This is a genomic window from Nocardioides zeae, assembly GCF_030818655.1.
Classification (GTDB): Bacteria; Actinomycetota; Actinomycetes; order Propionibacteriales; family Nocardioidaceae; genus Nocardioides; species Nocardioides zeae_A.
Window position 1 is genome coordinate 3,786,175 of the sequence record NZ_JAUTAN010000001.1, and the last position, 24,346, is coordinate 3,810,520.

The following is a 24,346-nucleotide window of genomic DNA, read 5'->3' on the forward strand; positions in this document are numbered from 1 at the left end:
AGCGGGTTAGACCACGCACGGTCGGGGTAGACGACGCCGCCAGCCGGACCCGCCCCTTGCGGCTCCCGGCCTCGACACGACCCTGACCGAGGAGCTGCTCATGTCCACCTGCACCGCCTGCGGCGGCGAGATCACCCCGGGCTCCGCCTTCTGCGACCGCTGCGGCACCCCCGTCGACGCGGGCTCGAACGCGCCGTACGGCGGGAGCACGTCCGGCGACGCCCCCACCTCCGTGGGCGAGCCCTACCCGCCGCAGGGCGGTGGCTACGGCGACCAGTCCTACGGGAACCAGCCCTACGGGCAGGGCTATGGCCAGCAGGGGTACGGGCAGCAGGGCTACGGGCAGCAGGGCTACGGCCAGGGCTACGACCAGGGCTACGACCAGGGCCAGGGCTACGGCCAGGGCTACGACCAGGGCCAGGGCTACGGGCAGGGGTACGGGCAGGGGTACGGGCAGGGCTACAGCCAGGGCTACCCGCAGGCGCCGGGAGGGTACGGCGGCGGGTTCGGCCCCGGCGGGCCCGGCGGGCCCGGCGGCCCGGGTGGCCAGGGTGGCAAGAAGGGCAAGGGCATCTGGATCGTCGTCGGCGCCGTGGTGCTCGTGCTCGCGATCGTCGCGGCGATCGTCGTCTTCTTCGTCGTCAACCGGGACGACAGCAACGACGGCGACAACGACCGTGACCGCGACCGCGACACCTCGACAGGCATCGAGCTCGGCGCGACGAACGAGTTCGACGTGACCGACGGCCGGGTCGAGGTGGAGCTGGAGGGCGTGGAGGAGAACCAGCTGGTGCTGCTCGCGGCCGAGGGCAACGGCGACCTGGGGGAGCCGGACGTCGACGCCGACGAGTTCGTGATGCTCGAGACGTGGGAGGGCGACGACCCGTTCGCGGTCTGGGCTGCGGCCGAGGACGGCACGCAGACGATCACGCTGGACTACTCCGGTGACGCCGACACCGTCGAGCTGTTCGTCGACGTGATCTCGGCGAACGACCTCGAGCCCGGCGACGAGGTGCCGGTGGAGGACGGCGCGCCGATCGGGGCGGCGTTCTTCGACCTGACGAGCTCCGACTACCTGGTGCCGGAGGGGCTGTTCACGACGGACGCCGCCGAGTACTTCTGCGGTGACGGCGAGGGGTGCTACCTCTACGACGAGACCCTCGTGGTGGCGACCGAGCCGGGCCTCACGCTCCCGGAGCCCGGCGTGCCGGCTGACGAGCAGCCCACCGACGAGCCGACCGAGCCGGCCGGCGACCTGGCCGAGGGCCGGTTCCCCAACGGCATGACCTTCAACTCGCCGACCACGCTCGCGGACCCGACCGCCGAGGGCGAGCCGGCGCTGGCCAGCCTCGACTTCCAGGTGACGACGGGGGGCTCGATGACGGTCGACGCGACCAACCTCTACCCCGACTTCGACATCCGGATCGCGGTGTACGACGCGGAGGGCACCACCGTCTGCTCGGCGAACGACGCCGAGGTGTTCGGCGACGAGACCTGCTCGTTCGAGGCGGTGCCCGGCACCTACACGGTGCTCATCGCGGCGGACGTGACGGACGTGCTCCCGAGCGCCGACCCGGACGACTACATCTCGGTCTACCTCAACTGACCCCCGCGGTCGTGGTGCGAGGCCTGCGGAATCCGCGGGGCTCGCACCACGACCCGGGTCAGGACCGGGTCAGCACCGGGTCAGGACCGGGTCAGGAGGCCTTCTTCGGGCGGGCCAGGAGCTCGCTCGCGGCGTACCGGCCCAGCTGCCACGTCGCCCAGCCGTCCGCGGTCATGCCGACCACGCCGCCCAGCACGGGCACGCGGCGGCTCACGGTGACGGCGAAGCGCTTGCCCATGACGCGGGTGATGAGGTCGACGGCGACCTCGTTCGACAGCCGCACGTCGAGCTCGGGGTCGTGCTGCGGCGCGGTCGCGATCGCCATCGGCGGCGCCGGGATGGTCTTCTTCTTGAGCATGCGCTTGACCTCGCCGGGTCCCATCATGCAGGCGAGCACGGCGTTCTGGACCCGGGGATCGTCGAGGTCGTAGCCCCGCAGGTGGGCCGTGATCGCGATGAGCCGGGCCTGGATCATCGTCAGCCCCGAGATGTTCGCGGGGATGGTCACGGCCACCGTCACGATGCCGCCGACGTTGGTCAGCAGGCCCTGGGCGCCGGCGTACTGGGCGTGCCGCAGCTGTGCCGCCTTGATCGCGGCCTCGACGTCGCCGTCGTGGTCGGCCAGGTAGGAGGCGGCCGCCTCGGCGGCCGGCTTGAGTGGTCCGGCTCCGTGGATGGCGTGGTGCAACGCCTTCCGCACGAACCCGGATGTCAGCTTGGGTGCCACGGTCGGCACGTTGGACGCGGCCGCTCGGCCCAGTGTCTGCTTCAGCCCCATGCGCAGATCGTAGGGAGCACCCGGTCATGCGGCCCCGCGTACGTTGGAGCCGTGCCCGTCGAACCGCCTCCCACCTACTGGGACTTCGGCGACCCGCGCCTGCGCACGCTCGACGATGACGTGGTCGGCGCGGGGGCCGACTTGGAGCCGGGGACCCTCCTCGCGGCGTACCGCAGCGGGCAGTTCCCGATGCCCGAGGACGACCACCTCCTGTGGTTCTCGCCGTTGCGCCGCGGCGTGCTGCCGCTCGACGAGGTGCGGGTCAGCCGCTCGCTGCGCCGGGCCCGGCGCGACTTCGACATCCGCGTCGACACGGCGTTCGCCGAGGTCGTCGCCGGGTGCGCCGACCCGTCGCGCAGCGGGGCATGGATCGACGACCGCGTCGCGGAGGCCTACGGCTGCCTCCACGACCTCGGCTGGGCGCACTCGGTGGAGGCGTGGCAGGGGGACGAGCTCGTCGGCGGCCTGTACGGCGTGGCGATCGGCGGGCTGTTCGCCGGCGAGTCGATGTTCCACCGGGTCCGCGACGCCTCGAAGGTGGCACTCGTCGGACTGGTCGAGCTGCTCGCCGCCGATGCGGCCGAGCTCCCCGCGCCACGCCTGCTCGACGTGCAGTGGCGGACGCCGCACCTCGCGAGCCTCGGCGTCGTCGAGGTGGACCGGGCGGAGTACCTGGCGCGGCTGGAGCGCGCGCTGACCCTGCCGCTGCCGGCGCCCTTCGACCACTGAGAAATTCCTGAGTCGGTCGGGTTTGGCGCGGTGCGGCCCGGGGATGGTGCCGCTCGCGCCACCGCCGCCGACGTGCGGACGCGGGTGGCCCCCCGAGACCTAGGAGCCTTCATGAAGCGTGTTCTTTCCGTCGCTGCGCTGGTGCTCGCCGGCGCCTCCCTCACCGCCTGCGGCGGTGGCGTGGACGCCCCCACCGACGCCAGCGAGGACGACTTCTGCGGTGTCGCCGGCGGGACGGCGATCCTCGAGTACTTCGACCAGGAGAACGAGGAGTTCAACGCGGAGGACTACGCCAACGACCTCGCCGACGTCGGCACGCCCGAGGGCATCAGCGAGGACGCGCGCGAGGGCTTCGAGGTCGTCGTGACGGAGTTCCGCGACGCCGGCAACGGTCTCGGCGAGGAGGAGATCAACGACCTCGACGACGAGAAGATCAGCGAGGACGACAACGACAAGGTCGACGCCTTCGGCGACTACGTGAGCGACACCTGCGGTGAGGAAGGCATGTTCTGACGGTCCGCCGTCCCGCCGGCCCCCGGCGGAGCACCGCGTGTGACCCGATGACATCCCCGAGATCGAGGAGACTTCCATGAAGCGAGTTCTGTCCGCCGCCGCCCTCGTGCTGGCCGGCGCCACCCTGACCGCCTGCGGCGGCGCCCCGACCGACGCCAGCGAGTCCGACTTCTGCGACGCGATGACGAGTGCCGGCCAGTCCATCGTCGAGCAGGGCGAGAAGGACGGCGACGAGAAGGTCGACTTCGGCGACGCCATCGACGAGCTCGAGAGCACGGGCACGCCGGAGGGCATCTCCGACGACGCCCGGGAGGGCTTCGAGTCCGTCCTCGACGCGATGAAGGAGCTCGACGGCAAGACCGTCGACGAGGTCAACGACGAGAGCGACGACCTCGACGGCGACGACGAGTTCGGCGACTACTACCTCGAGACCTGCAGCGGCGCCTGACGGTCCCGCAGCAGCGTCCAGCACGAGGCGCCGGTGGCTCACGCCGCCGGCGCCTCGTGATGTTTCGGGGAGGTGCGCGTCGTACACAATGTGGCCGGTGAGCACTCCTCCTGGTTGGTACGACGACGGTTCCGGCACGCAGCGCTGGTGGAACGGCACGACGTGGGGGGAGCAGCCGCCGCCTCCCGCGTTCCCGGCGGGAGGGCTGCCGGGTCAGCCGGGGTTCCCGGGTGCGCCGCCGGGCCAGCCCACGCCGGGCCAGCCCACGCCGGGTCCGAAGCGGACCGGTCTGGTCGTCGCCCTGGTGGTCGCTCTGGTCGCGGTGGTCGCGCTGGTGGTGGTCGTCCTCGTGCTCACCCTCGGCGGTGACGACGATCGCGACGACAGCAGCGACCGCGACGACGACCGCGACCGGGACCGTGACGCACGTCCGAGCGAGACCGTCACCAGCCCGACCTTCGACCTGCCGACCGACGCGAGCGAGGACGACTTCTGCGCGGCCATGCAGGTCGCCGGTGAGGAGATCCTGGACCAGTCGACGCAGGAGGGCGACGAGACCGTCGACTTCGGGGTGGCGATCGAGGTGCTGAAGGCCACGGGCACGCCCGCGGACATCCCCGACGACGCCCGCACGGGTTTCGAGGCGATCATCGAGGCCATGGAGGCCGGCAACGGGCTGACGGTCGACGAGTTCGAGGAGCAGGACGAGGCCGAGCTCGACGGCGAGGAGGCGTTCGGCGACTACTACACGGAGACCTGCGCCAGCTTCTGATGAGACGGCCCCGGACGGAGCGCGAGCGGATGCGACGACGCACGACCCACGGCCAGCGCGGTGCTGTCGGCGGGCGCACCCTGCTCGCCGTGGCGCTGACCACGGTGATCGTGGCCGGCCTCGTCGCGATCGGGGCGGTGCTGCTGCTCGGCGGGGGCGACGACCCGTCCGCCGACCCGTCCGCCGACCCGGGGGGTGACCCGTCGACGACGTCGACCACCTCCGCGACCGAGGCGCCGTCCGACGAGCCCCCGACGGACGCGTCCGAGGACGACTTCTGCGAGGCGGTCGTGGCGGCCGACGACGACATCGGTGACCAGATCGACGGCATCGTGACGCACTTCGACACCGACCCCGTCGCGGACGACCTCGCCGAGGTCGGGACCCCCACGGGCGCGGACTCCGACCAGCGTGCCGGCTTCCTCCTCTACCTCGAGGTGCTGCGCGAGATCGACGGCGCGCCGACGGCCGACTTCGACAGCGACAATCCCTACGACGACCTCAGCCCGTCGGACCGCGCCGACTTCGACGCGTACGCCGACTACGAGGCCGACCTCTGCCTGTGACGCGGGTAGCGTGAGCCGCGTGCGTCGTACCCGCTCCGTCCTCACCGCCACGGCGGCCGCCGTGCTCCTGCTGGCCAGCGGGTGCAGCGACGGCGGTGGCGACGGGGACAGCGACGGGGCCGACGGGTCGTCGGGCTCGCCGTCGACCGCACCGACGGCGCTCGAGACGACCCTGGGTCCCGACCAGGTGCTCGAGGACTTCTGCACCGCCGCCGGCCTCGTGGCGTTCATGGAGACCGGGGAGGACCTGCGCCTCTGGGCGCAGAGCATGAGCGACGTCGAGCGGCCCACCGACCTGCCGGACGACGCGGCGGCGGGACTCGCGCTGCTGCAGGAGTACGCCGCGCAGGTGCCCACCGACGCCGTGGCGGCCGAGCTGGAGCAGCCCGACTACCCGCCCGAGCAGATCGCGCAGCTGGAGGCGTGGTCGCGCTACCTCGAGGGCTGCCCGCAGGTGACGAACCCGCCGCAGACGATCGAGCCGTCGGCCGAGCCCACGGAGGACTGACCGTCAGGCCACGTGCGGGGGCTGACCCGTGCTGCTCTCCATCGGGCGCCCGGCCCCGGCCCAGTCGAGCATCCCGCCGTCGAGGTTGACGACGTCACGTCCCTGCTGCGACAGCCACGCCACGGCCTGACCGGAGCGGCCGCCCGCCTTGCACACGACGAGCGTCTGCTCCGTCGGCACCTCGTCGAGGCGCGCCGGGAGCTCGCTGAGCGGGATGTGGACGGCACCGGCGATGTGCCCCGCCTCCCACTCGTGGGGCTCGCGCACGTCGAGCACGGCGAGGCCCTCGGGCAGGGGGTTCGGGACGCCGTCGATGGAGACGGTGGGGATGGAGACCATGGGGGAGACGCTACCGGCGGACCGGTTCCCACCGGAGGACCTCCCGCACCAGCTCTGCAGGCCCCCGGGTGCTGTCGAGGCGGAGCACGGGTTGCCGGCGGTCGGCCAGCCAGGCCTCGTGACCGACGCGGCTGCGTCCCTCGAACGTCGGGTCGTCGTACCCGCGGGCCCACGTCATGAACGCGGCCAACGCCTCCGCGTCGTACGTCTCGCCGGCCCGGCGGCGTTCCTCGCGCTGCTCGAGGCGGCGCATCCGCTCGGCCGGGTCGAGGGTGAGGAAGACGATGGCGTTGCAGGCCTCGACGACGTCCTCGCCCCAGCCGAGCATCGAACCGGACAGCACCCAGGCCTCGCGCGGGAGGAACATCGTCGCCATCAGGCTCAGCCGGTCAGGCACGGGACGCTTCGTGACGTACGGCGGGGCCGTCGGCACCCAGAAGTAGTCGTCCGCGTCGGCGTGCGGCACCGACCAGTGGTCCGCGAGGGCGCGCCCGAGCGTCGTCGTGCCCGAGCCGCTGGCGCCCAGCACGTGGAGCCGTCAGCGCCTCACTTGAGCAGCTTCGACATCCGCCGGTCGGCGAGCGGTTTGCCGCCGGTCTGGCAGGTGGCGCAGTACTGCAGGCTCGAGTCGGCGAACGACACCTCGCGCACGACGTCGCCGCACACGGGACAGGTCTCGCCCGTCCTGCCGTGGACGGCCAGGTTGGTCTTCTTCTCGCCCTTCAGCTCGCTCGCCGCGAGACCGCGGGAGCGCCGTACGGCGTCCCCCACCACCCCGTCGAGCGCCGCGTGGAGGGTGTCGACCTGCTCGTCGGTGAGGCTGTTCGCCGGCTTGAAGGGCGACAGCTTGGCGGCGTGGAGCAGCTCGTCGGAGTAGGCGTTGCCGATGCCCGCGATGATCGACTGGTCGCGCAACACGCCCTTGATCTGGGCGCGGCCGGCGCGCTGGAGGATCGCGGCGAGCACGTCGCGGGTGAAGTCGGGCGTCAACGGATCGGGCCCGAGGCGGGCGATGCCAGGGACGTCGGCGGGGTCGTGCACGACGTACATCGCCAGGCTCTTCCGCGTGCCCGCCTCCGTGACGTCGAGGCCGGAACCGTCGTCGAGCACGACCCGCACGGCGAGGGTCGACTTGCTGCTCGGCTTCGGCGGGATCGTCGGCACCTCGTCGCGCCAGCGGACCCAGCCCGCCCGGGCCAGGTGCAGCACGAGGTGCAGACCGCCGGCGTCGATGTCGAGGAACTTGCCGTGGCGAGTGACGCCGTCGACGAATGCGCCCTCGAGCGCCGTCAGGGGCGGGTCGAAGGTCTTCAGGGCACTGAACGCGGCGACGTGGACCTTCGCGATCGCGCGGCCGTCCAGCCGGCCGCTCAGGTCGAGCGCCAGCGCCTCCACCTCGGGCAGCTCGGGCATGCGGCGAGCCTAGCGCCGGGTGCCCGCGGGTGGGCATGCTTCGCCGCCCGGTCACGGGGTGTGGGCGGGCGGCGGTGAGGTGTGGGCGGCGCTAGGTGGTCGTTGGTGGCCAGGGGTGGGTGCCGTCGCGGTCGACGAGGTAGCGCAGGCCCATCGGGCTGGTCCAGATGACGGCGTTCGGTGGCTCGTTCTGGGTGGGGTCGGTGGGGTCGGTGGGGCGGTAGGTCCATTTGTTGCCGGTGGTCATCTCGCGGTGGGTCTTCATGCGGTGGTGACGCCGGCAGAGCGGGAAGAGGTTCTTGGTCGAGGTCTGGCCGGGTGGGCCGTTGTCGTCGTAGGCGCGGCAGTGGTCGAGGTCGGCGGTGCGTGAGCTGCGGGTGCAGTAGGGGAAGACGCAGCGGGGCCAGCGGGCGCGGACGTGGTCGGCGATGCGGTCCGGTGGGGTGTAGCCGTTCACGGCGTCCTCGAGGTTGAGGTCGATGATCGGCCTGATCGTGACGGTGGTGTCCGGGCTGGCGCACCAGGCCTGGACCTGCTCGGCGGTGATTGCGCCGCGGGGTGCGCCGGGGGTGTCGAGGCGGGCCAGGTCGATCCCCGTCATGCCGGTGCAGGCGTCGATCCCGGGACCGAACCCGTTCAGGGTGCCGGCGATCGCGGCCTGGTCGAGATGGACGAACAGCACGACCTCGCGCCGCGCCCGCTGGACCGGTCGGGTCTCGTCGCCATCAGGCCCGCTGGCCGCGTCGTACTGGAGCGTCGTGACACCGTCGCAGCGCCGGGCGATCTCACCGAGGGCGATGGAGCGGCGGACGTCGAGGTCTTGGTCGCACCCCAGGGCGACCAGCTGCCGCGCCACGTGCGCGACCGTGCGCTCCAGGTCGAGCGCGTCGGCCAGGTCGAGGGTCCCGTGGACGTCCACGGTCCCGCGCAGGCACCCAGTGAGCGGGTCGGTGTAGCCGATGTCGCCCAGCTCGATCGTGAGGTGGCGTCCTCCGTCAGCCTCGGCCCGTTCGGCTTCGGTGGTCTCCGGGTCGAACCGCGCCGCGGCCTCCGCCACCAAACGGTCGACCTCGGGACCGGTGGCCTTGTGCGCGACGTACGCGATGTGGCGGTCCACGAAGCTCGCCGCCTCGAACGTCAAGGTGCGGGTGCTCTGCGCGATGCGGCGTCCGCGCCAGACGTCGACCTCACCCGCGGCGATCCGGGCCTGGACACGCGGGAGGCGGTAGCGCAGCTCGATCGCATCCCCCACCAGTCGCCGTGCGGCGTCGAACGAGCACCCCCGGGCGGCGGCGACCTCGCCGATGCAGAACTCCGCCACCACCGGCGCTCCCGGGCCGCCCAGTTCGAGGAACTGATCCCCCGCCAGAGCCTCGACGAAGGACTCCTCGCGCCACTCGCCCAACGCCGTGATCGGATCGCCCACGACCTCCTCGGAGGTGTGCGCCGTCGCCCAGTCGCCCACGGCGACGAACGCAGCCGCTTCCGCGACACGAGCCGCCGTGGCGCGCTCGCGGACCGCGTCGATCAACGCGGTCGCCGTGTGCTGGGTCCCCCGATCCATGACCCCAACTCTAATCGAACAGACATTCGATAACCACCTTTTGGTGGTGATCTGTGGATGACCGATCCGAGGCCGGCGTCGAGTTGTCACGTACGCAGCGACGAGTCCCCAACCTGGGCCGCGGCGTATATAGCATCTCGGCGCGCCCGCCGCGCCGTTCGACCCACCTCGACGCCCCCGCCGCGCCGTTCGACCCACCTCGACGCCCCCGCCGCGGCGTACATGACAACTCGACGCACCCGCCGCGCCTTACAACCCACCTCGGCGCTCCCGCCGCGCCTTACAACCCACCTCGACACACCCGCCGCGCCGTACAACCCAACTCGACGCCCACGACGGGCAGGATGGTCCGCATGAGGCCGCAGGTCGTCGCGCACCGGGGGGACAGCGAGGAGAACGCCGAGCACACGCTCGGCGCCTTCCTCGCCGCGATCGAGGCGGGCGCCGACGGGCTGGAGTGCGACGTGCGGCTGACCGCCGACGGGCACCTCGTCTGCGTCCACGACCGCGACCTCCGCCGCGTCGCCGCGCAGCGCCGGGGGCTCATCTCAACGATGGAGCTCGCCGACCTCCACCAGCTGGACATCGCCTCCTGGAAGCGGCCCTGGGCGGAGCTCGACGACGAGGCGCCGGTCGTCGACGAGTCGATGCACGGCGTGCTCACGCTGCGCCGGCTCATGGAGGTCGCCGCGGAGGCGCCGCGCCGCGTCGAGCTGCTCATCGAGACCAAGCACCCGACCCGGTACGGCGGCCTCGTCGAGCGCCGCCTCGTGCAGCTGCTGAGCGAGTTCGGCTGGGACGGCGCCGACGCGCCGGTGCGGGTCATGAGCTTCGCCCACACCGCGCTGCAGCGGGTGCAGCGGCTCGCGCCGGAGGTGCGGGTGGTGCAGCTCTTCGAGCGCGCGGAGATGTGGCCCGCCCTGCGCCGCATGATCGGCCGCGACTGGATGGTCGGCCCCGGCATCGGCGAGCTCACCGACCACCCCGGCCTCGCCTGGCGACTGGCGGAGTCGCCGCACGAGATCAACGTCTGGACCGTCAACACGCCCGAGCAGCTCGAGCTGTGCCGCAGCCTCGGCGTCACGGCCGTGATCACCGACCGCCCCCGCGTGATGCGCGGGCTCGTCGACGCCCTCCCCACGGACGGCACCTGAGGCGGCCCTCTACGCTGGCGCGCATGGCGAAGCGCTCCCGCACCAAGGCACGTGACCAGCAGCAGACCCCCGGCGAGGTCGGGCCCCGACAGCCCTGCCCGTGCGGCTCGGGCCGGCGCTACAAGGCGTGCCACGGCTCGCCCGACGGCCCGCCGCCGGTGTTCGTGAAGCGCCCCTTCGAGGGCCTCGCCGCCGAGGGCGACCTCATCGCGCTGCGCGAGCTCGTCCCCGCGGCGACCGCGCCGCTGACCCTCAAGGAGGGCGACCGCGAGGTCGTGCTGGCCACCCTGCTGCCCGGGGCCGCGCCCGCGTACGTCGACGCCGACGGCCGCGTCGTGCTCGCGCTGCAGGTGCTCCACAGCTTCGGCGACCCCGCCCGCGACCTGGGTGCCGTGCTCGTGCAGGCGCTCGCGTACGCCGAGCAGGGCGAGACCGGCACGGTCGGCCTGACGAGCGACCCGGGGGAGGGCCCGCGCCTTCAGGACCTGATCGTCGACGAGCCGCTCGACGTCACCGTGCACGAGTCCTTCGGCTACTGGAGCGACCTCATCGGCGACGAGACGGGTGCCGTCGCCTCCGCGGCCGAGCAGGCCGACGCCCAGATGACGCCGAGCCGCAAGCTGGCGGCTGTGCCCGCGGCGTACTGGGCCGACGTGCACACCAAGGAGCACCTGCGCTGGGTGATGCCGGAGCCCGAGGACGAGCTGCTCGACGCCCTCGCCCGACTGCACGCGGCCGGCGAGGACCAGGTCGCGGAGGGCTCGAAGCTCGTCGGCATGTTCCGCGCCCACGGTCTGCTGACCCCGGTGTGGGACCTGCCCGCCGGCACCGGCGCCGAGGTGCTCGAGGAGGGCGCGGCTGCGTTCCGGCAGCGGCTCGACGCCGCACTGGCCACCACCGAGCCCCTGACGACCGAGCAGCGGTCCGTGCGGTCGGCGCTCGCGGGCCGTCAGGTGACCATCCGCTGACCCATCCGCTGAGTCAGATTCCAGCGAACGCGCAGGTCAGGTGGCACGCGACACGGGAGACCGGTGGCCGTGGGGAGTTGCCACCGGCCGGTCGGATCAGTAGATTCCTCTCGTCCGGTCGTTGCTGTATCCCCCGTCAGCAGCGGCCGGACCCTCAACGTGAACGACGGCCGGCACCCTCCTGGGTGCCGGCCGTCGCTGTCTCTGCGACCCGGTCGGGTCAGACGTTGACCCCGAAGTCCGAGGCGATGCCGCGCAGGCCCGAGGCGTAGCCCTGGCCGACGGCCTTGAACTTCCACTCGCCACCGTTGCGGTAGACCTCGCCGAAGACCATGGCGGTCTCGACGGAGGCGTCCTCCGACAGGTCGTAGCGGGCGATCTCCGAGCCGTTGGCCTGGTTCACGACACGGATGAACGCGTTGCGCACCGCGCCGAAGTTCTGGCTGCGGGTCTCGGCGTCGTAGATCGAGACCGCGACGACGATGCGCTCGATCTCGGCCGGAACGGAGGCGAGGTTGGCCTTGATGACCTCGTCGTCGCCGTCGCCCTCACCCGTCGTGTTGTCACCGGCGTGCTCGACCGAGCCGTCCGGGGACTTCAGGTTGTTGAAGAAGATGAAGTGCTGGTCGGAGACGACCTTGCCGCTGGCGCCGAGCAGGATCGCGGACGCGTCGAGGTCGAAGTCGCCACCCGAGAACGTGTTGACGTCCCAGCCGAGGCCGATGTCGATCGCGGTGAGGCCCGGGGCCTCCTTCGACAGCGAGACGTTGCCGCCCTTGCTGAGCGAGACTCCCATGAAGCTTTCCTTCCGTCGTGACCCCGGCGGTCGCCGGGATCGTTGGTGGTGCGTCGTCGTGGTTCGTCGAGTTCAACGAACCGGTGGTCGCCGGAGTGCCCGCCACGGCGGGTGTTCACACTCCGTACGCCGCGGCGACCGCCCTACTGCTGCTGCGAGCGCTGCACGAGCCGCTGCCCCAGCGCCCCCGCGGACTGCGCGTCGAGGAGGTTCGTCTGGCTCTCCACGAGCTTCAGCAGCGCGCCGTCCACGCGCAGCTGCTCCGAGCTCTGCATGAGGATCGTGCCGGCGCCGGTGAAGTCGTACTGCCGCTCCTCGCCCGACTCGCGCCCGAACATGCCCTGGATGCCGGCCATGAACGACTGCGCCATCCAGTGGTGGTCGTAGTGCTGGCTCGGCGAGGGGCAGTCGGCCCAGCCCAGGAGGGCGTCGGGGTCGGCGCGGAACGGCGGCTCCACGAAGATGACCGGCCCGTTGGAGGAGGCGAGGAACGTGCCGGTGCCGATGAGCGTGACGAAGCCCGGCACGATCGACTGCTTCAGCTCCAGCGAGGTCTGGAAGCCCAGCAGGTTGGTCTGCTTGATCGTGAGGTTGCCCTCGTCGAGGTCGTAGGAGTTCACGTCGTAGCCCCGGTCGGCCACGATCACCTTGCCCTGCCCCGCCGCGACGACCCACTCGCTGGCGTAGAGCGGCGAGGAGAAGCGAGCGGCGACCCAGGACGCGCGCGAGGCGTACTGGCTGACGCCGGCGAACTCGACGTTGCCGTAGTAGGCGATCATCGCGCCCTTCGACACGAACCACTCGCCGGCGAGCGCGATGGAGAACGCGTAGGGGTTGACGTTGTCGTCGGCCGGGAGGCTGTTCGCGTCCCAGGTGGGGGTCTCGATGCCGTCGATCATCAGAACTTCTCCTCCGAGGCCTGGACGTAGACGGTGCCGTGGCCCGAGACGTGCAGCTGGAACGCCTCGCCCGAGCCCCGGCCGATGAGGTCGCGCATGCCGACGGACGCCTTGAGGTCGACCTGCAGCGCGCCGGTGTGCGCGACGTACGCCTGCGGGTCGACGCCGACGGTCTCGCCGTTGAGCTGGATGGGGAACGTGCCGCCGTGGGAGAGCACGGAGACGGTGCCGTTGCCGGAGACCCGCGTGGTGAAGAGCCCCTGGCCGGTCATCGCGCCCCGGACGGCGGAGCGGACCCCGCCCTGGCCGACCATCTCGACGCCCGTCTGCAGGTGGGCGTCGTGGGCCAGCAGCCGGTCGGCCTCGACCACGAGCGAGTCGCCCGTGAGGTCGATGACCGTCACGTAGAGCCCCCGGAAGCCGTAGAGCACGGAGCCCTGGCCTTCGGCGACCATCATCTTGTTGCTCTCGCCGGCCAGCATCGTGCCGACCATGCCGCCGACGCCCTGGGCGGCACCCGAGACGGGCCGGAAGGCGACCTGCCCGGAGTAGCCGAGCATCGCGCCGCGGCGGGCGAGCACGGGGTTGGCCTGCGAGACCTGCACGCGGACCACCTTGGAGTTGACGACCTCGTACGTCACGTCGTGCCCCCTCACCGCTCGGCCGGCTGGATGTACACCCGGCCGTGCCCCTCGAACCGCAGCGAGAACGGCTCGCCACCTCCGTCGCCGACGAGCGAGCGCCAGCTCACGCCCGAGACCAGCGACATCTGCAGGTTGCCGAGCCCCGCGACGTACGCGTCCGGGTCGACGACCAGCGGCTGGCCGGGCACCACCTCGAGGCCGATCAGCGGGCCGTCGGAGACGATGCCGAGCTGGCCGGAGCCCATCACCTTCGTGGTGGCGAGGCCCTGGCCCGTGGTCATGCCGCGCAGCCCGGCGAACTGCACGTCCAGCCGGAGCTCGCCCGCGACGGCCAGGATGTGCTCCGACTCCACGGTCACGGTGTCGTTCTGCACGTTGATGACGGTGACGTCCTGCGCCTGGTAGGCCAGGTGCACCCGGCCGTTGCCGGTGCACTCCATGAGCGAGATCGACTCGCCGGCGACGCGCTGGCGGATCGCGGCGCGGAAGCCGCCCCCGCCGCCCATGCCGGCGCTCTTGAACTCGACCTGGCCCTGGTAGGCCACCATCGAGCCGGACATCGCCCTCACGGTGGTGCCGGCGACGTCCGCCAGCAACACCTTCTTGTTCGCGGTCAGACGAGCCACGCAGCGCCTCCCTGGTCACCCCGCGGGAGTCCCCCCGTCGGGCCGTTCGGAGCCTAGCCGTGCGGCTCCGCCCGGCGCAGTACCCGCCCGCGCAGTCCCGGGAAACCTTTCACGCTGGCCCGTCGGATCTTCCGGAACCGGTAGGGCAGGTGCTCGGGGCTCTCCTCGCCGGTCAGCAGGGACAACGCGTCGCGGGCACGCTGGTAGGCGTCGTCGGCGAGCTCCTCCGCGCGGCGCCGCACCTCGTCGTACGGCGCGATCCCGCCCCGCTCGGAGCCGTCGGGCTCGTCGGCCTCGTCGTCGTCGGGCTCGTCCGGGTCGTCTTCGTCCGGCGTCGCGAGGCCCACGAGCACGTGCTGCAGGCCCTCGTCGACCACCACGGTCCCGGGCCGGGCGAGCGAGGTGAGCCGGGCCGCCACGTTGACGGTGCTGCCGTAGACGTCGCCGAGGCGCACCACGACCTGGCCGTGCGCCAGCCCCGCCCGCACCTGCGGGAACGGGTCGTCGGGGTCGGCGCCGCGCTCGGTGAGGGTGAGGGCGACCTCGACGGCCGCGACCGGGTCGTCGGTCACGTAGAGGACCTCGTCGCCGATCGTCTTGATGACGCGGGCGGCGTGGTCGGTCACGACGGTCGTGGCGGTGTCCTCGAAGCCCTCCACCCAGGCGACGAGCTCCGCCTCCGAGAGGTTCCGGCTCTGCGTCGTGTAGCCCACGATGTCGACGAACCCGACGGTGAGCGTCGTCGTCGCCTCCCCGGCGGTGGCAACCGTCGTCGGCGTGAGCATGCGGTTGGCCGCACTGGCGAGGTGGCGCCGCCAGATGTAGCTCTGCAGCACCTCGAGGCGCGGCAGCACCTCGGCCGTCAGCTCCGTGATCCGCAGGTCCGGCTCGTCGGAGTCGAGGGCCCGCCGGGCGAGCAGGTCGGTCTGCCACTCGGCCAGGCGCGCGAAGCTGCGGCCCCACGTGCGCACGAGGGCGGCCTGCGACTCGGTGTCGAGGATCCCGAGCATGACGAGGTCGCGGGCCAGCGACAGCGCCTCGACGTCGGCGTCGGTGAACGCCACGTCGTCGTCGCCGTGGTGGGGGAAGCCGAGGCGGTGCCACAGCTCCTCGGCCAGGGCGAGGGGCACGCCGACCCGCTCGGCGACCTGGCGCCGCGTCAGGTGGGGCGCGCCGCCCAGCAGCGCCGCCTCGACCTGGCGGCTCGGGTCAGGCGTTGCCACCGAGACGCTCGGCGGCAGCGGCGCGGATCGCGGTGCCGAAGGCGGGGACCGACGAGCTCAGCTCCTCGATCGCCTGGGGGGTCAGGTGCACCACCTTGAGCCGGGTGGTCGCGACCACCGTCGCCGAGCGGAGCGTGTGGTTGACGATCGCCATCTCGCCCATGATGTCGCCGGGCCCGAGGGTCGCGATCTCCTCGCCCCCGCGGCGCACCGACACCTCTCCCTCGAGGATGATGTAGGCCTTGTCCGCGCCCGTCCGCTCGTTGATCGGCGACCAGCCGGCCGGCAGCGGCAGCTCCGTGCCCGCCTTCTTCACCGTGGCGATCTCGGCGGGGGTCAGTGCGTCGAAGATGGGCATGCGCAACCTCTCGGGACTCACCGGCAGCGTCTCTCGGTGCCGGTTCGTGATGATCAGGATCGATATGGCGCGATCCTGGCGGAACGGGCCGTGAGGTGTCCAGGGCCGTCCCGACCCCCCAACGCGCCGAGGCGGTCGGGGTCACGCGGGTATCGGTCCAGCGTCAGTCGAGGGGGTCGCGCAGCACCGGGCAGCTCATGCAGCGGGGCCCGCCGCGGCCGGAGCCCAGCTCGGACCCGGCGATCCGCACGACCTCGATGCCGGCCTCCTCGAGCCGCGCGTTGGTCTCGTCGTTGCGCTCGTAGGCGACCGCGACCCGTGGCGCCAGCGCCAGCGTGTTGTTGCCGTCGTCCCACTGCTCGCGCTCGGCGGTCACGGGGTCGAGGCCGGTGTCGATCCGGTGCAGCCGGTCGATGCCCATCGCGGCCGCTGCGGCCTCGAGGAACGGGGCGGCCGGCGCGACGCGGAGCACCAGCTCGGACTCGCTGCGGTCGCCGACGGGCTCCGCCAGGGTGACGGCGTGCGCGCGGAGCGTGTCGGCGACGTTGGGATACATCACCACCTTGTCGACGTCGACCATCGTGCAGACGGTGTCGAGGTGCATCGTGGCGCGCTCCTGCGCGATCGGGACGGCCAGCACGGTGTGGGCGAGCCCGCCGTGGAAGGCCTGGCGCGCGAGGCGCTCGACCCCGGCGGGCGTCGACCGCTCGCCGACCCCGACGGCGATCACGCCGGGCGCGAGGAGCAGGACGTCCCCACCCTCGACGTACTCGTTGTGCCAGCCGTGGATCCGCTCCGCACCGGCGAACCGGGGGTGGCGCGCGTAGATCAGCTCGGTCAGCTGCGTCTCCCGGCTGCGGGCGGGCATCGCCAGGCTGGTGACGGCCACGCGGTCGCGCACCCACACGCTGGAGTCGCGGGTGAAGAGCAGGTTGGGGAGCGGGTCGACGAGGAAGTCGTCGGGGGCGAGCAGCGAGGTCACCAACCCGTGCCCGCCGCGCACCTCGTCGTTGCGGATGCCGGCGGTGAGGGCCTCGGTGAGCTCGGCCGGCGAGGCGTCGGCCAGGTGGTCGGCCAGGTAGTCGCGCAGGGTGTCGCCGAGGTGGCGGCTGCGGAGCACGCCGGCGATCGCGTCCCCGCGCGCCTCCGGCGACGCGAAGGTCTCCGTCAGCAGGTCGGTCAGGTAGAGCACCTCGACGTCGCGGTCGCGCAGCGCCTGGGCGAAGGCGTCGTGCTCCTCCTGGGCGCGTCCCACCCAGGGGATCCCGTCGAAGAGGAGCCGGTCGTTGTTGCGGGGGGTGAGCCGGCGCAGCTCGGCGCCGGGCCGGTGCAGCACCACCGTGCGCAGGCGTCCCACCTCGCTGTCGGCACCCCACCCGGCCGTCGTCGTCGCCGTCATGCGGGCCACCGTAGTGGTCCCGCCGTGGATTCCGGGCGGACTGGACCGGTACACCCCCGCCCAGCCATTGCGCTGCGTCGCGGCGCGCGTGCGCCGTACCCTTCCTCGACGCCCGCGGGCGAGCACGCCGGGGGGAGGGCACATGGGGGGACGTCGGTCGTGGGCGACCGCGGTCGCGCCTGCCCTCTGGGCGGTGGCGGGCACCGCGCTGGTGGTCCAGTCGTTGCTGACCTGGACGTCCCGCGGCGCGCTGTCCACGACGGCCCCCGTCGACGTGCTCGGCCTCGTCCGGGCCGGCTCCCTGCCGTCGGTCTCGACGGCCGAGGTGGTCGCCCTCGTCGCGCTCCCGCTGCTGGGGGCGGCGCTGCTGGCCGGAGCCGCCCTGCCGGGCCGTGGGGTACGCCGCGTGCGCGCCCTCCTCGGCCTCCTCGCCGTCGCCGTGACCGGTCTGCTGCTCGTGCGCGTCGCGGACCTCGACCCCACCCACCTGAGCGGCGCCCGGCCCGGGTCCGGGGCGCTGCTCGCCGCACTGGGGGCGCTCGTCGCCCTCGCCGCCCTCGGCACCGACCGCCGGTCGCCGACCCTCGAGGAGAACCCCCGATGAGCCACGCCTCCGTCCTGCCGCCGCTGCCGCCACGGCCCGTGCCGTCCACCGACCCGGCGGGGCGCGACGGGCGCCGTACCTGGCTCGTGCTCGCCCTCGTCGCCCTCGCCGTGGTGCTGCTCGGCGTCGCCGCGGTGCGCGCGCTCGCCGGGTTCGCGTCCGGTGCCTCGTCGCCGGAGCAGGCCGTCGAGGACTTCCTCGAGGGCATGGCCGCCGAGGACGGCGTCGCCTCGATCGCGGCGCTCAGCCCGGGGGAGGCGCGCGGGGCTGACGCGCTGCAGGAGGCCGTCGAGCAGCGGCTCGCCAGCCTCGACGTCGACGCCGCCGCGCTCGCGGGCGAGGGACTCGTCGCGAGCATCGAGGACCTCGACCTGTCGTCCGAGCAGCTCGCCGACGGCGTCGCGCGGGTGACCGTCGAGGGCGGCACGTTCGTGGTCGAGCGCGAGGACGGCGCCCCGATCGACGTCGCGGAGACCTTCGGGCCGCTGGGTGCGCTCGTCGGGCTGGGAGCGTTCGCGTCGATCGAGGTCGAGTCCGACGCCTCGGGGTCCGGCTCGGTGGTCGTGTCCGAGGGCCCGTCGCGGTCGTTCGACGGCATCGACGACGGCTACGGCTGGTACGCCTCCACCCCGGAGGAGGACGTCGCCGACAGCCTCGCCGACGAGCCCGTGGAGCTGGACCGCCTCGAGGTGCCGCTGGCCGCGCTGTGGAGCTACGTGGCGATGCCGTTCTCCTGGTCGGGGGACGACCTGGAGGACGGTGCCGACGAGGGTGCCGACGTCGACACGACCTTCCTCGTGGTGCGCCACGACGACCGCTGGCACGTCAGCATCGTCGGCACGGTCGCCGACGTCGTCGCCCGCGTCACCGAGGCGCCCGCGCCCGACTTCGCGGCGCTCGCGACGGCGCTCGACGCCGCGGAGAGCGGCGACCGCGCGGTGGGTGCGACCCCGGACGACGCGATCCGGCTGCTCGTCGAGAGCTTCGGTGACGGTCAGGTCGCCGACGTGCTCGACGCGCTGCCCGTGGACCTGGTCGGCGGGCTCTACCCCTTCGCGTCGGCCCTGCAGGACCTCGTGGACTCCGACGGTCTGGCGCTCGACCTCGCGGTGACCGACCTCGCGACCACGCAGATCAGCGACGCGAACGGGCTCGTGCGGCTGCGGGTCGACCGGCTCGCCGCGGAGGGCACGGCCGTCGAGGGCGCGCACTCCGACGACGTCGACCTCGTGCTCGACGGCTCCTGCCTGACGGTCGAGGGCGAGGAGGAGTGCCTGCCGGCGGACTTCGTCGACGCGACGACGATCGACGGTCTCGTGCTGACCCTCGTCGAGGTGGAGGGCGGCTACCAGGTCGACCCGCTGGCGACGCTCTACGACAACCTCGCCACCGTGGCGGCCGAGCTGCCGGAGGCATGGCTGACGCAGCTCCTGGGCGACCCCACGGACGGCGAGCGGATCCCCGTCGGGACCGGCACGACGGCGGTGACGTTCGACGAGGCCGGCGCGGCGCTGCTGGAGGTCCCGGCCGAGGCGGGCGACGTGCTGTCGGTGGCGGTCGAGCCGGGGGTCGAGGTCGACGGGCTCGACGTCTACCAGTCGGCTGATCCCTCCTTCCCCGACTACGCGAGCGTCGTCGAGCGCGGGCTGTGGGACGAGGCGGCCGAGGGCGAGCCCGTCGTCACCGCGGTGACCGTGGACGAGTCCGGCGACCAGCTGGTGCACGTGCAGCTGGCCGAGCAGCGGAGCGCCGAGGTCGCCGTGACCGTCAACGTCGGCGCCGTGCCGACCGTCGCCCTGGGGGACCCGGTCGAGCTGCAGTACGGCGCCTACGGCGTCGCGTCGTTCACGGCGGACGCCGTCGAGGCTGCCGCCGAGGACGGCGAGGTCGTCGCCACCGGGCCGGGCACGGCGAGCTACTGCTGGACCGACGAGGGTCCGTGCGCCGGCCTCGTCGTCGCCGCTGGTCCGGGGGTCACGCTGGACGTGGAGTCCTACGAGGGCGGCTACTCGGACGGCCTCGAGCGCGAGCCCGACGCCTACGACCTGCCGCGCGCCGACGCGACGCTGGCGGGCGCGGAGGACGGCCTCCTCGTCACGTCGCTCGAGGACGGCGAGCTCGAGGTGACGCTCGACGTCGCGACCGAGGGCTGGGTGCTGCTCGATGTCGTCAACCACATCGAGGACGGCGACCTGGTCGTGACGGTGCTCGACGCCGACGGCGAGGAGGTCGACTACGCCGACGCCGGGCTCGAGCACGACGACGAGTGGCTCGACCTCGAGCTCGACCCGGGCACGTACACCATCGTCGTCGAGCTCTACGACGACGCCGGCGACCCGACCGGCGACGTCGACCTGCTGCTGAGCTGACGCTCCCACGGCCGCGGTCCGCCACCGACTAGGGTCGCGGCCGTGTGGATCGTCGTCGTGCTCGCCCTCGCCCTCGCCGCTGCCAGCCTCGGGGTGGCGGTGGCGGCGCTGCGGCGTACGGCGCGTCCCACCCCCGACGCGGACGTGCCGGCCGACGTGCTCGGCCTCCGGCAGGAGGTCGCGACGCTGCGGTCGGAGGCCGCGGGATCGCTGCGGCACCTCGCGGTGGTGCGGTACGACGCGCACGGCGACATGGGCGGGCACCTGTCGTGGAGCCTCGCCCTGCTCGACGACACGGGCTCCGGCGCGGTCGTGACCTCCATCCACGGGCGCAGCGAGGCCCGCACCTACGCGAAGACCGTCAGCGCCTGGAGCAGCGAGCAGCAGCTCTCGCCGGAGGAGGCGGAGGCGATCGGCGCGGCCCGGCCGTGACGGCTTGCAGCGTCCGGAGGTCGCTGCCAATCTCTGCCCCATGAACGATCTCAGCCGCCGGATGGCCGAGCTGGCGCGGGACCTCGACGGGACGCGCGGCACCGCGGACACCGCCGACCAGGCGGTGCGCGCAGCGGTGGAGACGATCCCGTCCTGCACCGGTGCGGGCCTGACGATGCTCCACCGCGACGGCACCCTCGAGACGGTCGCGGCCACCGACGACGCGGTGCTCAAGGGCGACCGCCTCCAGTACGAGCTGGGCGAGGGCCCCTGCGTCCAGGCCATCCGCGACGACGCCGTCGTGCACTCCGCCGACCTCGCGGCCGACGACCGCTGGCCCCGGTGGGTGGAGCAGGTGGTGCCCGACCTCGGGGCGCGCTCGATGCTCGCCGTACGGCTGTGGACGCGGCGCGACGACATCGGCGCCCTCAACCTCTACTCGACCGAGGTCGGGGGCTTCGACCACGACGAGCGGGAGACCGCCCTCACCCTTGCTGCGCACACCGCCGTCGCCATCGCGGCGTCCTCCGACGTGGACGACCTCCACGCCGCGATGGAGCGCCGCACCCGGATCGGCGCGGCGATCGGCATCGTCATGGAGCGGCACGGCCTCACCCAGCCGGTGGCCTTCGAGGTGCTGCGCCGCCTCTCCCAGGAGCAGAACCGCAAGCTCCACGAGCTCGCGGGCGAGGTCGTGGGGGGCGGTCGGCTCACCGGCGACTGAGCTGCCGGGAGGAAGGGCGCTCGGGGCCACGGGCCCGAGCGGGCGGCAGAACTGTGCAGCTGGGACGACCTCGGTCGAGGCGGACCGACCCCAACCGCCCATTTCCCGACCGGCTGCGCGCCTCATTTGCTCGGGGGCCCCCTGACCTGGCAACTTATGTCCTGCGGTTGAGCAGGCAGCCGAGGGTGACATGTGCCCAGGCTGCGGATGAAGGTTGCTCGACGTGCGCGTGTCGGACCTCGGTCGACGAATGGCGGAGCTCGCCCTCGAGCTGCACGACCTGCGAGGGGTGGACGCCACCCGGGAGCAGCTGGTGGCCGCGTCCCGCGACCTGCTGCCCTCCTGCACCGAGGCCACTCTCGCCGTGCTCGGCTCCGACGGCTCGCTGAGCAACGTCGCCGCCACCGACCCGCGCGTGCGCCGCGCCGACGAGCTGCAGCAGGTGCTCGACGAGGGCCCCGCGCTCGACGCCCTGCGCGGCGAGGCGCTGGTGCACTCCTACGACCTGGCGGCGGAGAGCCGCTGGCCGGACTGGTCGAGCGAGATCGCCGGTGACCTCGGGGTCCGTTCCCTGCTGAGCCTGCGCCTCGCGACGCAGCGCGACGAGGTGGGCGTGCTGACGCTCTACTCCGACGCCGTCGGCGGCTTCGGGCACGAGGAGCGGGAGAGCGCCCAGGTCCTCGCCACCCACGGCGCCGTGGCCCTCGCCGCCGCCCACGACGTCGAGCGGATGCTCGACGCCATGACCCGCCGCACCCGCATCGGCGCGGCGATGGGCATCGTCATGGAGCGCTTCGAGCTCGAGGAGACCGTGGCGTTCGAGGTGCTCCGCCGGCTGTCGCAGGAGCAGAACCGCAAGCTCGTCGACATCGCCGACGAGCTCGTCCGCGAGCGCGAGGTCGACGGGCTGGGCCCGCCGCGGCGGGACTGAGGCTCAGCGCGGCCCTGATGCCCAGGGAGAAGAAAACGCGGACGGTGGTCGGGCCGTGATCCGTGCGGGTGGAGGAAAGTGCGCGCCGGCCTGATCCGGGTCGAGAAGAGTGCGGACTCCGGGCGTGCGACACGCCGTACGAGGGTGCCGCCCATCCGCGTTTTCTTTCCCCCAGCCGGGACGGCCCCGGCCCGGGTCCGCGTTTTCTTTCCCGGGGGGCGGCTCCGCGCGCGCACTCATCTCACCCGGGCCTGAGTCGCGTGCCCGCCGCGGCGGGACTGAGGCTCAGCGCGGCACGCGCACGAGCAGCCGCCCGTGGATGCACTCCATGCGCAGCTCGCGGCCCGAGCCGATCGAGTCGCCGTCGAGCTGGCGCGGGGTGTCGGTGTGGGCGCGCACGACGATGGAGCGGCCCCGGAAGCGGTTGATGGTGTCGTCGGTGCGCTGGCGCTTGAAGAGCACGCGCGTGGCGAGCGGGATCCACGACCAGAAGCGGCGCGGGTGCAGCAGCACGACGTCGAGCATCCCGTCGTCGATGGTCGCGTCGGGCAGGAGCGGCATGCCGGCCTGGAGGTAGCCGACGTTGCCCACGACGACGGTGCGGGCGCGGTGGGTCGTCGTCTCGCCGCCGTCGACGGTGATGTCGACCTTGACGGCGGGGAACATGAGCGACTTCATGCCCGAGAGCACGTAGGCCAGCCAGCCGACCTTCTTCTTGATGTCCTCGTTGACGCCCTCCATGATCGCGGCGTCGAAGCCCATGCCGGCCATCACCATGAAGTGGGTGTCCTCGATGCCGTCGCCGCCGACGTGGACGAGGTCGATCGCCCGGTCCTGGCCGTTGAGGCCGACGTCGATCGCGGAGCGCAGGTAGAGCGGGATGTCGAGGTTGCGGGCCAGCAGGTTGCCGGTGCCCGCGGGGATGATGCCGACGGGCACGCCGGTGCCGGCCAGCTCCGCGCAGACCTCCCGCACGGTGCCGTCGCCGCCGCAGACGAGCACGAGGTCGGCCCCGGCGGTGGCGGCGGCGTGCGCCATGCCCGTGCCGGGGTCCTCGATGGTCGTGAGGTACCAGTCCGGTTCCGACCAGCCCGCCTCCGTCGCGAGGCGGGTCACCACCGTGCGGAACACCTCGACGTCCTCGACCTTGATCGGGTTGAGCACGACCGCGAGGCGGCGCTCGGAGGAGTAGACCTCCGGCAGCGGCTCCGCCCGCACCGCGATGCTGCGCGGCAGCGGCGAGTAGAGGGCGAGTCCGGCGAGCACCATCGCGGCGCCGAGCAGCGCCCCGCCGACGGTGTCCGTCGGGTAGTGGCGGCCGAGCAGCACCCGGTCGAGCGCGACCACGACGACGAGCAGCACGCCGACGGCGACGACCACGCGCCGTACGGTCTTGCGGCGCACCACCATCACCGACAGCACGAGGCAGACGCCCGCCAGCGCCGTCACGGACGACACGTGGCCGGAGGGGAACGACTTGCTGGTGAGGGTGCCGACCACGTCCTGCCAGTCCGGTCGCGGGCGCCCGACGACCAGCTTGATCGCGGTCGTCGCCAGGGCCGTCGCCAGCATGACGACGACGACGTAGATCGCGGCCCGGCGCTGCGTGCGCACCAGCGCGAGCGCCAGCACGACGGTCATGATCGTCACCCCGACGGTGCCGAAGACCAGCTCCACCCCGGCCAGCAGGTCGCGCAGCCAGTCGACGTCCGTCCGCCACGACTGCACCCCCTCGCCCCGGTCGTCGAGCCCGACCAGAGGACCCCACCCGCTCGTGACGGCCGCGCCCAGCCCGGCGAGCAGCACGAGGCAGACGGCCGCCCAGCCGAGCAGCAACGTGCGGGAACGGTCGAGCATGCGGTCTCCTTCCGCGGCGGGTGCAGCGGCGTACGACGGGGGTGGGGCCGGGCGCGCAGGGCCCGGCAGGGCACCCGGGAGAGTATGCACGTCACACCGCGGGCCCCGGCCTTCCCCGGCGGCGCC

27 protein-coding genes are annotated in these 24,346 nt (G+C 72.9%); 14 read left to right on the plus strand and 13 right to left on the minus strand.

The window, feature by feature from the left end:
* Positions 1–100 precede the first annotated feature (100 nt).
* Positions 101–1,606: a zinc ribbon domain-containing protein gene (locus QE405_RS17945; RefSeq protein WP_307203249.1), complete on the plus strand. Its 1,506-nt coding sequence runs from the start codon at positions 101–103 to the stop codon at positions 1,604–1,606.
* 91 nt (positions 1,607–1,697) lie between these two features.
* Here QE405_RS17945 and QE405_RS17950 read toward each other — a convergent pair whose 3' ends face one another.
* Positions 1,698–2,384, minus strand: a complete 687-nt coding sequence (locus QE405_RS17950) for an EcsC family protein (protein WP_307203251.1) — start codon at positions 2,382–2,384, stop codon at positions 1,698–1,700.
* Between the two features lie 51 nt (positions 2,385–2,435).
* Here QE405_RS17950 and aat point away from each other — a divergent pair, with 51 nt between their 5' ends.
* From aat to QE405_RS17980, 6 genes are all read left to right on the plus strand, one after another.
* Positions 2,436–3,113, plus strand: a complete 678-nt coding sequence (aat, locus tag QE405_RS17955; protein WP_307203253.1) for a leucyl/phenylalanyl-tRNA--protein transferase — start codon at positions 2,436–2,438, stop codon at positions 3,111–3,113.
* A 111-nt stretch (positions 3,114–3,224) separates the two neighbouring features.
* A complete protein-coding gene (locus tag QE405_RS17960) occupies positions 3,225–3,626 on the plus strand; it encodes a hypothetical protein (protein WP_307203255.1) in 402 nt (133 codons plus the stop codon).
* A 76-nt stretch (positions 3,627–3,702) separates the two neighbouring features.
* A complete protein-coding gene (locus tag QE405_RS17965; protein WP_307203257.1) occupies positions 3,703–4,074 on the plus strand; it encodes a hypothetical protein in 372 nt (123 codons plus the stop codon).
* 97 nt (positions 4,075–4,171) lie between these two features.
* Complete coding sequence (locus QE405_RS17970; protein ID WP_307203259.1) at positions 4,172–4,846, plus strand: DUF2510 domain-containing protein; 675 nt, start codon at positions 4,172–4,174, stop codon at positions 4,844–4,846.
* 29 nt (positions 4,847–4,875) lie between these two features.
* Entirely contained in the window at positions 4,876–5,412 is a 537-nt protein-coding gene (locus tag QE405_RS17975) for a hypothetical protein (RefSeq protein WP_307203261.1), read from the plus strand.
* A 19-nt stretch (positions 5,413–5,431) separates the two neighbouring features.
* A complete protein-coding gene (locus QE405_RS17980) occupies positions 5,432–5,920 on the plus strand; it encodes a hypothetical protein (protein ID WP_307203263.1) in 489 nt (162 codons plus the stop codon).
* A gap of 3 nt (positions 5,921–5,923) precedes the next feature.
* On the opposite strand, the gene QE405_RS17985 is transcribed toward QE405_RS17980, so the two are convergent.
* The 4 genes from QE405_RS17985 to QE405_RS18000 all read right to left on the minus strand — a co-directional run bounded on the left by QE405_RS17985 (position 5,924) and on the right by QE405_RS18000 (position 9,236).
* The gene (locus QE405_RS17985) at positions 5,924–6,259 is read right to left on the minus strand and encodes a rhodanese-like domain-containing protein (RefSeq protein ID WP_307203264.1); all 336 of its coding nucleotides are present in this window, start codon (positions 6,257–6,259) and stop codon (positions 5,924–5,926) included.
* Positions 6,260–6,269: 10 nt separating this feature from the next.
* Positions 6,270–6,788, minus strand: a complete 519-nt coding sequence (locus QE405_RS17990; RefSeq protein ID WP_307203266.1) for an AAA family ATPase — start codon at positions 6,786–6,788, stop codon at positions 6,270–6,272.
* Between the two features lie 17 nt (positions 6,789–6,805).
* The gene (locus tag QE405_RS17995) at positions 6,806–7,672 is read right to left on the minus strand and encodes an Fpg/Nei family DNA glycosylase (protein WP_307203268.1); all 867 of its coding nucleotides are present in this window, start codon (positions 7,670–7,672) and stop codon (positions 6,806–6,808) included.
* 91 nt (positions 7,673–7,763) lie between these two features.
* Positions 7,764–9,236 carry an HNH endonuclease signature motif containing protein gene (locus QE405_RS18000; RefSeq protein WP_307203270.1) on the minus strand — a complete coding sequence of 491 codons (1,473 nt, stop codon included), beginning with the start codon at positions 9,234–9,236 and terminating at the stop codon, positions 7,764–7,766.
* 353 nt (positions 9,237–9,589) lie between these two features.
* Between QE405_RS18000 and QE405_RS18005 the strand changes: the two genes are divergently transcribed.
* A complete protein-coding gene (locus QE405_RS18005; protein WP_307203272.1) occupies positions 9,590–10,390 on the plus strand; it encodes a glycerophosphodiester phosphodiesterase in 801 nt (266 codons plus the stop codon).
* Between the two features lie 23 nt (positions 10,391–10,413).
* Entirely contained in the window at positions 10,414–11,358 is a 945-nt protein-coding gene (locus tag QE405_RS18010; protein ID WP_307203274.1) for a DUF5926 family protein, read from the plus strand.
* Positions 11,359–11,578: 220 nt separating this feature from the next.
* On the opposite strand, the gene QE405_RS18015 is transcribed toward QE405_RS18010, so the two are convergent.
* The 7 genes from QE405_RS18015 to QE405_RS18045 all read right to left on the minus strand — a co-directional run bounded on the left by QE405_RS18015 (position 11,579) and on the right by QE405_RS18045 (position 17,303).
* Positions 11,579–12,154, minus strand: a complete 576-nt coding sequence (locus tag QE405_RS18015; protein ID WP_307203276.1) for a TerD family protein — start codon at positions 12,152–12,154, stop codon at positions 11,579–11,581.
* 143 nt (positions 12,155–12,297) lie between these two features.
* On the minus strand, positions 12,298–13,053 hold the full coding sequence (locus tag QE405_RS18020) for an AIM24 family protein (protein WP_307203278.1): 756 nt from the start codon (positions 13,051–13,053) through the stop codon (positions 12,298–12,300).
* Positions 13,053–13,694 (minus strand): AIM24 family protein, encoded by a 642-nt coding sequence (locus tag QE405_RS18025; protein WP_307203280.1) that lies wholly within the window; start codon positions 13,692–13,694, stop codon positions 13,053–13,055. Before QE405_RS18025 ends, QE405_RS18020 begins: the two co-directional genes overlap by 1 nt.
* A gap of 11 nt (positions 13,695–13,705) precedes the next feature.
* Positions 13,706–14,323 (minus strand): AIM24 family protein, encoded by a 618-nt coding sequence (locus tag QE405_RS18030; RefSeq protein ID WP_307203282.1) that lies wholly within the window; start codon positions 14,321–14,323, stop codon positions 13,706–13,708.
* 53 nt (positions 14,324–14,376) lie between these two features.
* Positions 14,377–15,546, minus strand: a complete 1,170-nt coding sequence (locus QE405_RS18035; RefSeq protein WP_307203284.1) for an adenylate/guanylate cyclase domain-containing protein — start codon at positions 15,544–15,546, stop codon at positions 14,377–14,379.
* Positions 15,533–15,904: a Crp/Fnr family transcriptional regulator gene (locus QE405_RS18040; protein WP_307203287.1), complete on the minus strand. Its 372-nt coding sequence runs from the start codon at positions 15,902–15,904 to the stop codon at positions 15,533–15,535. Before QE405_RS18040 ends, QE405_RS18035 begins: the two co-directional genes overlap by 14 nt.
* A gap of 163 nt (positions 15,905–16,067) precedes the next feature.
* Positions 16,068–17,303 (minus strand): arginine deiminase, encoded by a 1,236-nt coding sequence (locus QE405_RS18045; RefSeq protein WP_307203289.1) that lies wholly within the window; start codon positions 17,301–17,303, stop codon positions 16,068–16,070.
* 142 nt (positions 17,304–17,445) lie between these two features.
* On the opposite strand from QE405_RS18045, the gene QE405_RS18050 reads away from it, so the two are divergent.
* From QE405_RS18050 to QE405_RS18070, 5 genes are all read left to right on the plus strand, one after another.
* Positions 17,446–17,907 (plus strand): hypothetical protein, encoded by a 462-nt coding sequence (locus QE405_RS18050; RefSeq protein ID WP_307203291.1) that lies wholly within the window; start codon positions 17,446–17,448, stop codon positions 17,905–17,907.
* Positions 17,904–20,276, plus strand: a complete 2,373-nt coding sequence (locus QE405_RS18055; RefSeq protein ID WP_307203293.1) for a hypothetical protein — start codon at positions 17,904–17,906, stop codon at positions 20,274–20,276. Before QE405_RS18050 ends, QE405_RS18055 begins: the two co-directional genes overlap by 4 nt.
* A 42-nt stretch (positions 20,277–20,318) precedes the next feature.
* Positions 20,319–20,708 (plus strand): DUF4446 family protein, encoded by a 390-nt coding sequence (locus QE405_RS18060; protein ID WP_307203295.1) that lies wholly within the window; start codon positions 20,319–20,321, stop codon positions 20,706–20,708.
* Between the two features lie 40 nt (positions 20,709–20,748).
* Positions 20,749–21,432 (plus strand): GAF and ANTAR domain-containing protein, encoded by a 684-nt coding sequence (locus QE405_RS18065; RefSeq protein WP_307203297.1) that lies wholly within the window; start codon positions 20,749–20,751, stop codon positions 21,430–21,432.
* A 223-nt stretch (positions 21,433–21,655) separates the two neighbouring features.
* Positions 21,656–22,363, plus strand: a complete 708-nt coding sequence (locus tag QE405_RS18070) for a GAF and ANTAR domain-containing protein (RefSeq protein ID WP_307203300.1) — start codon at positions 21,656–21,658, stop codon at positions 22,361–22,363.
* 285 nt (positions 22,364–22,648) lie between these two features.
* Here QE405_RS18070 and QE405_RS18075 read toward each other — a convergent pair whose 3' ends face one another.
* A complete protein-coding gene (locus QE405_RS18075; protein WP_307203302.1) occupies positions 22,649–24,220 on the minus strand; it encodes a YegS/Rv2252/BmrU family lipid kinase in 1,572 nt (523 codons plus the stop codon).
* Positions 24,221–24,346: the final 126 nt, after the last annotated feature.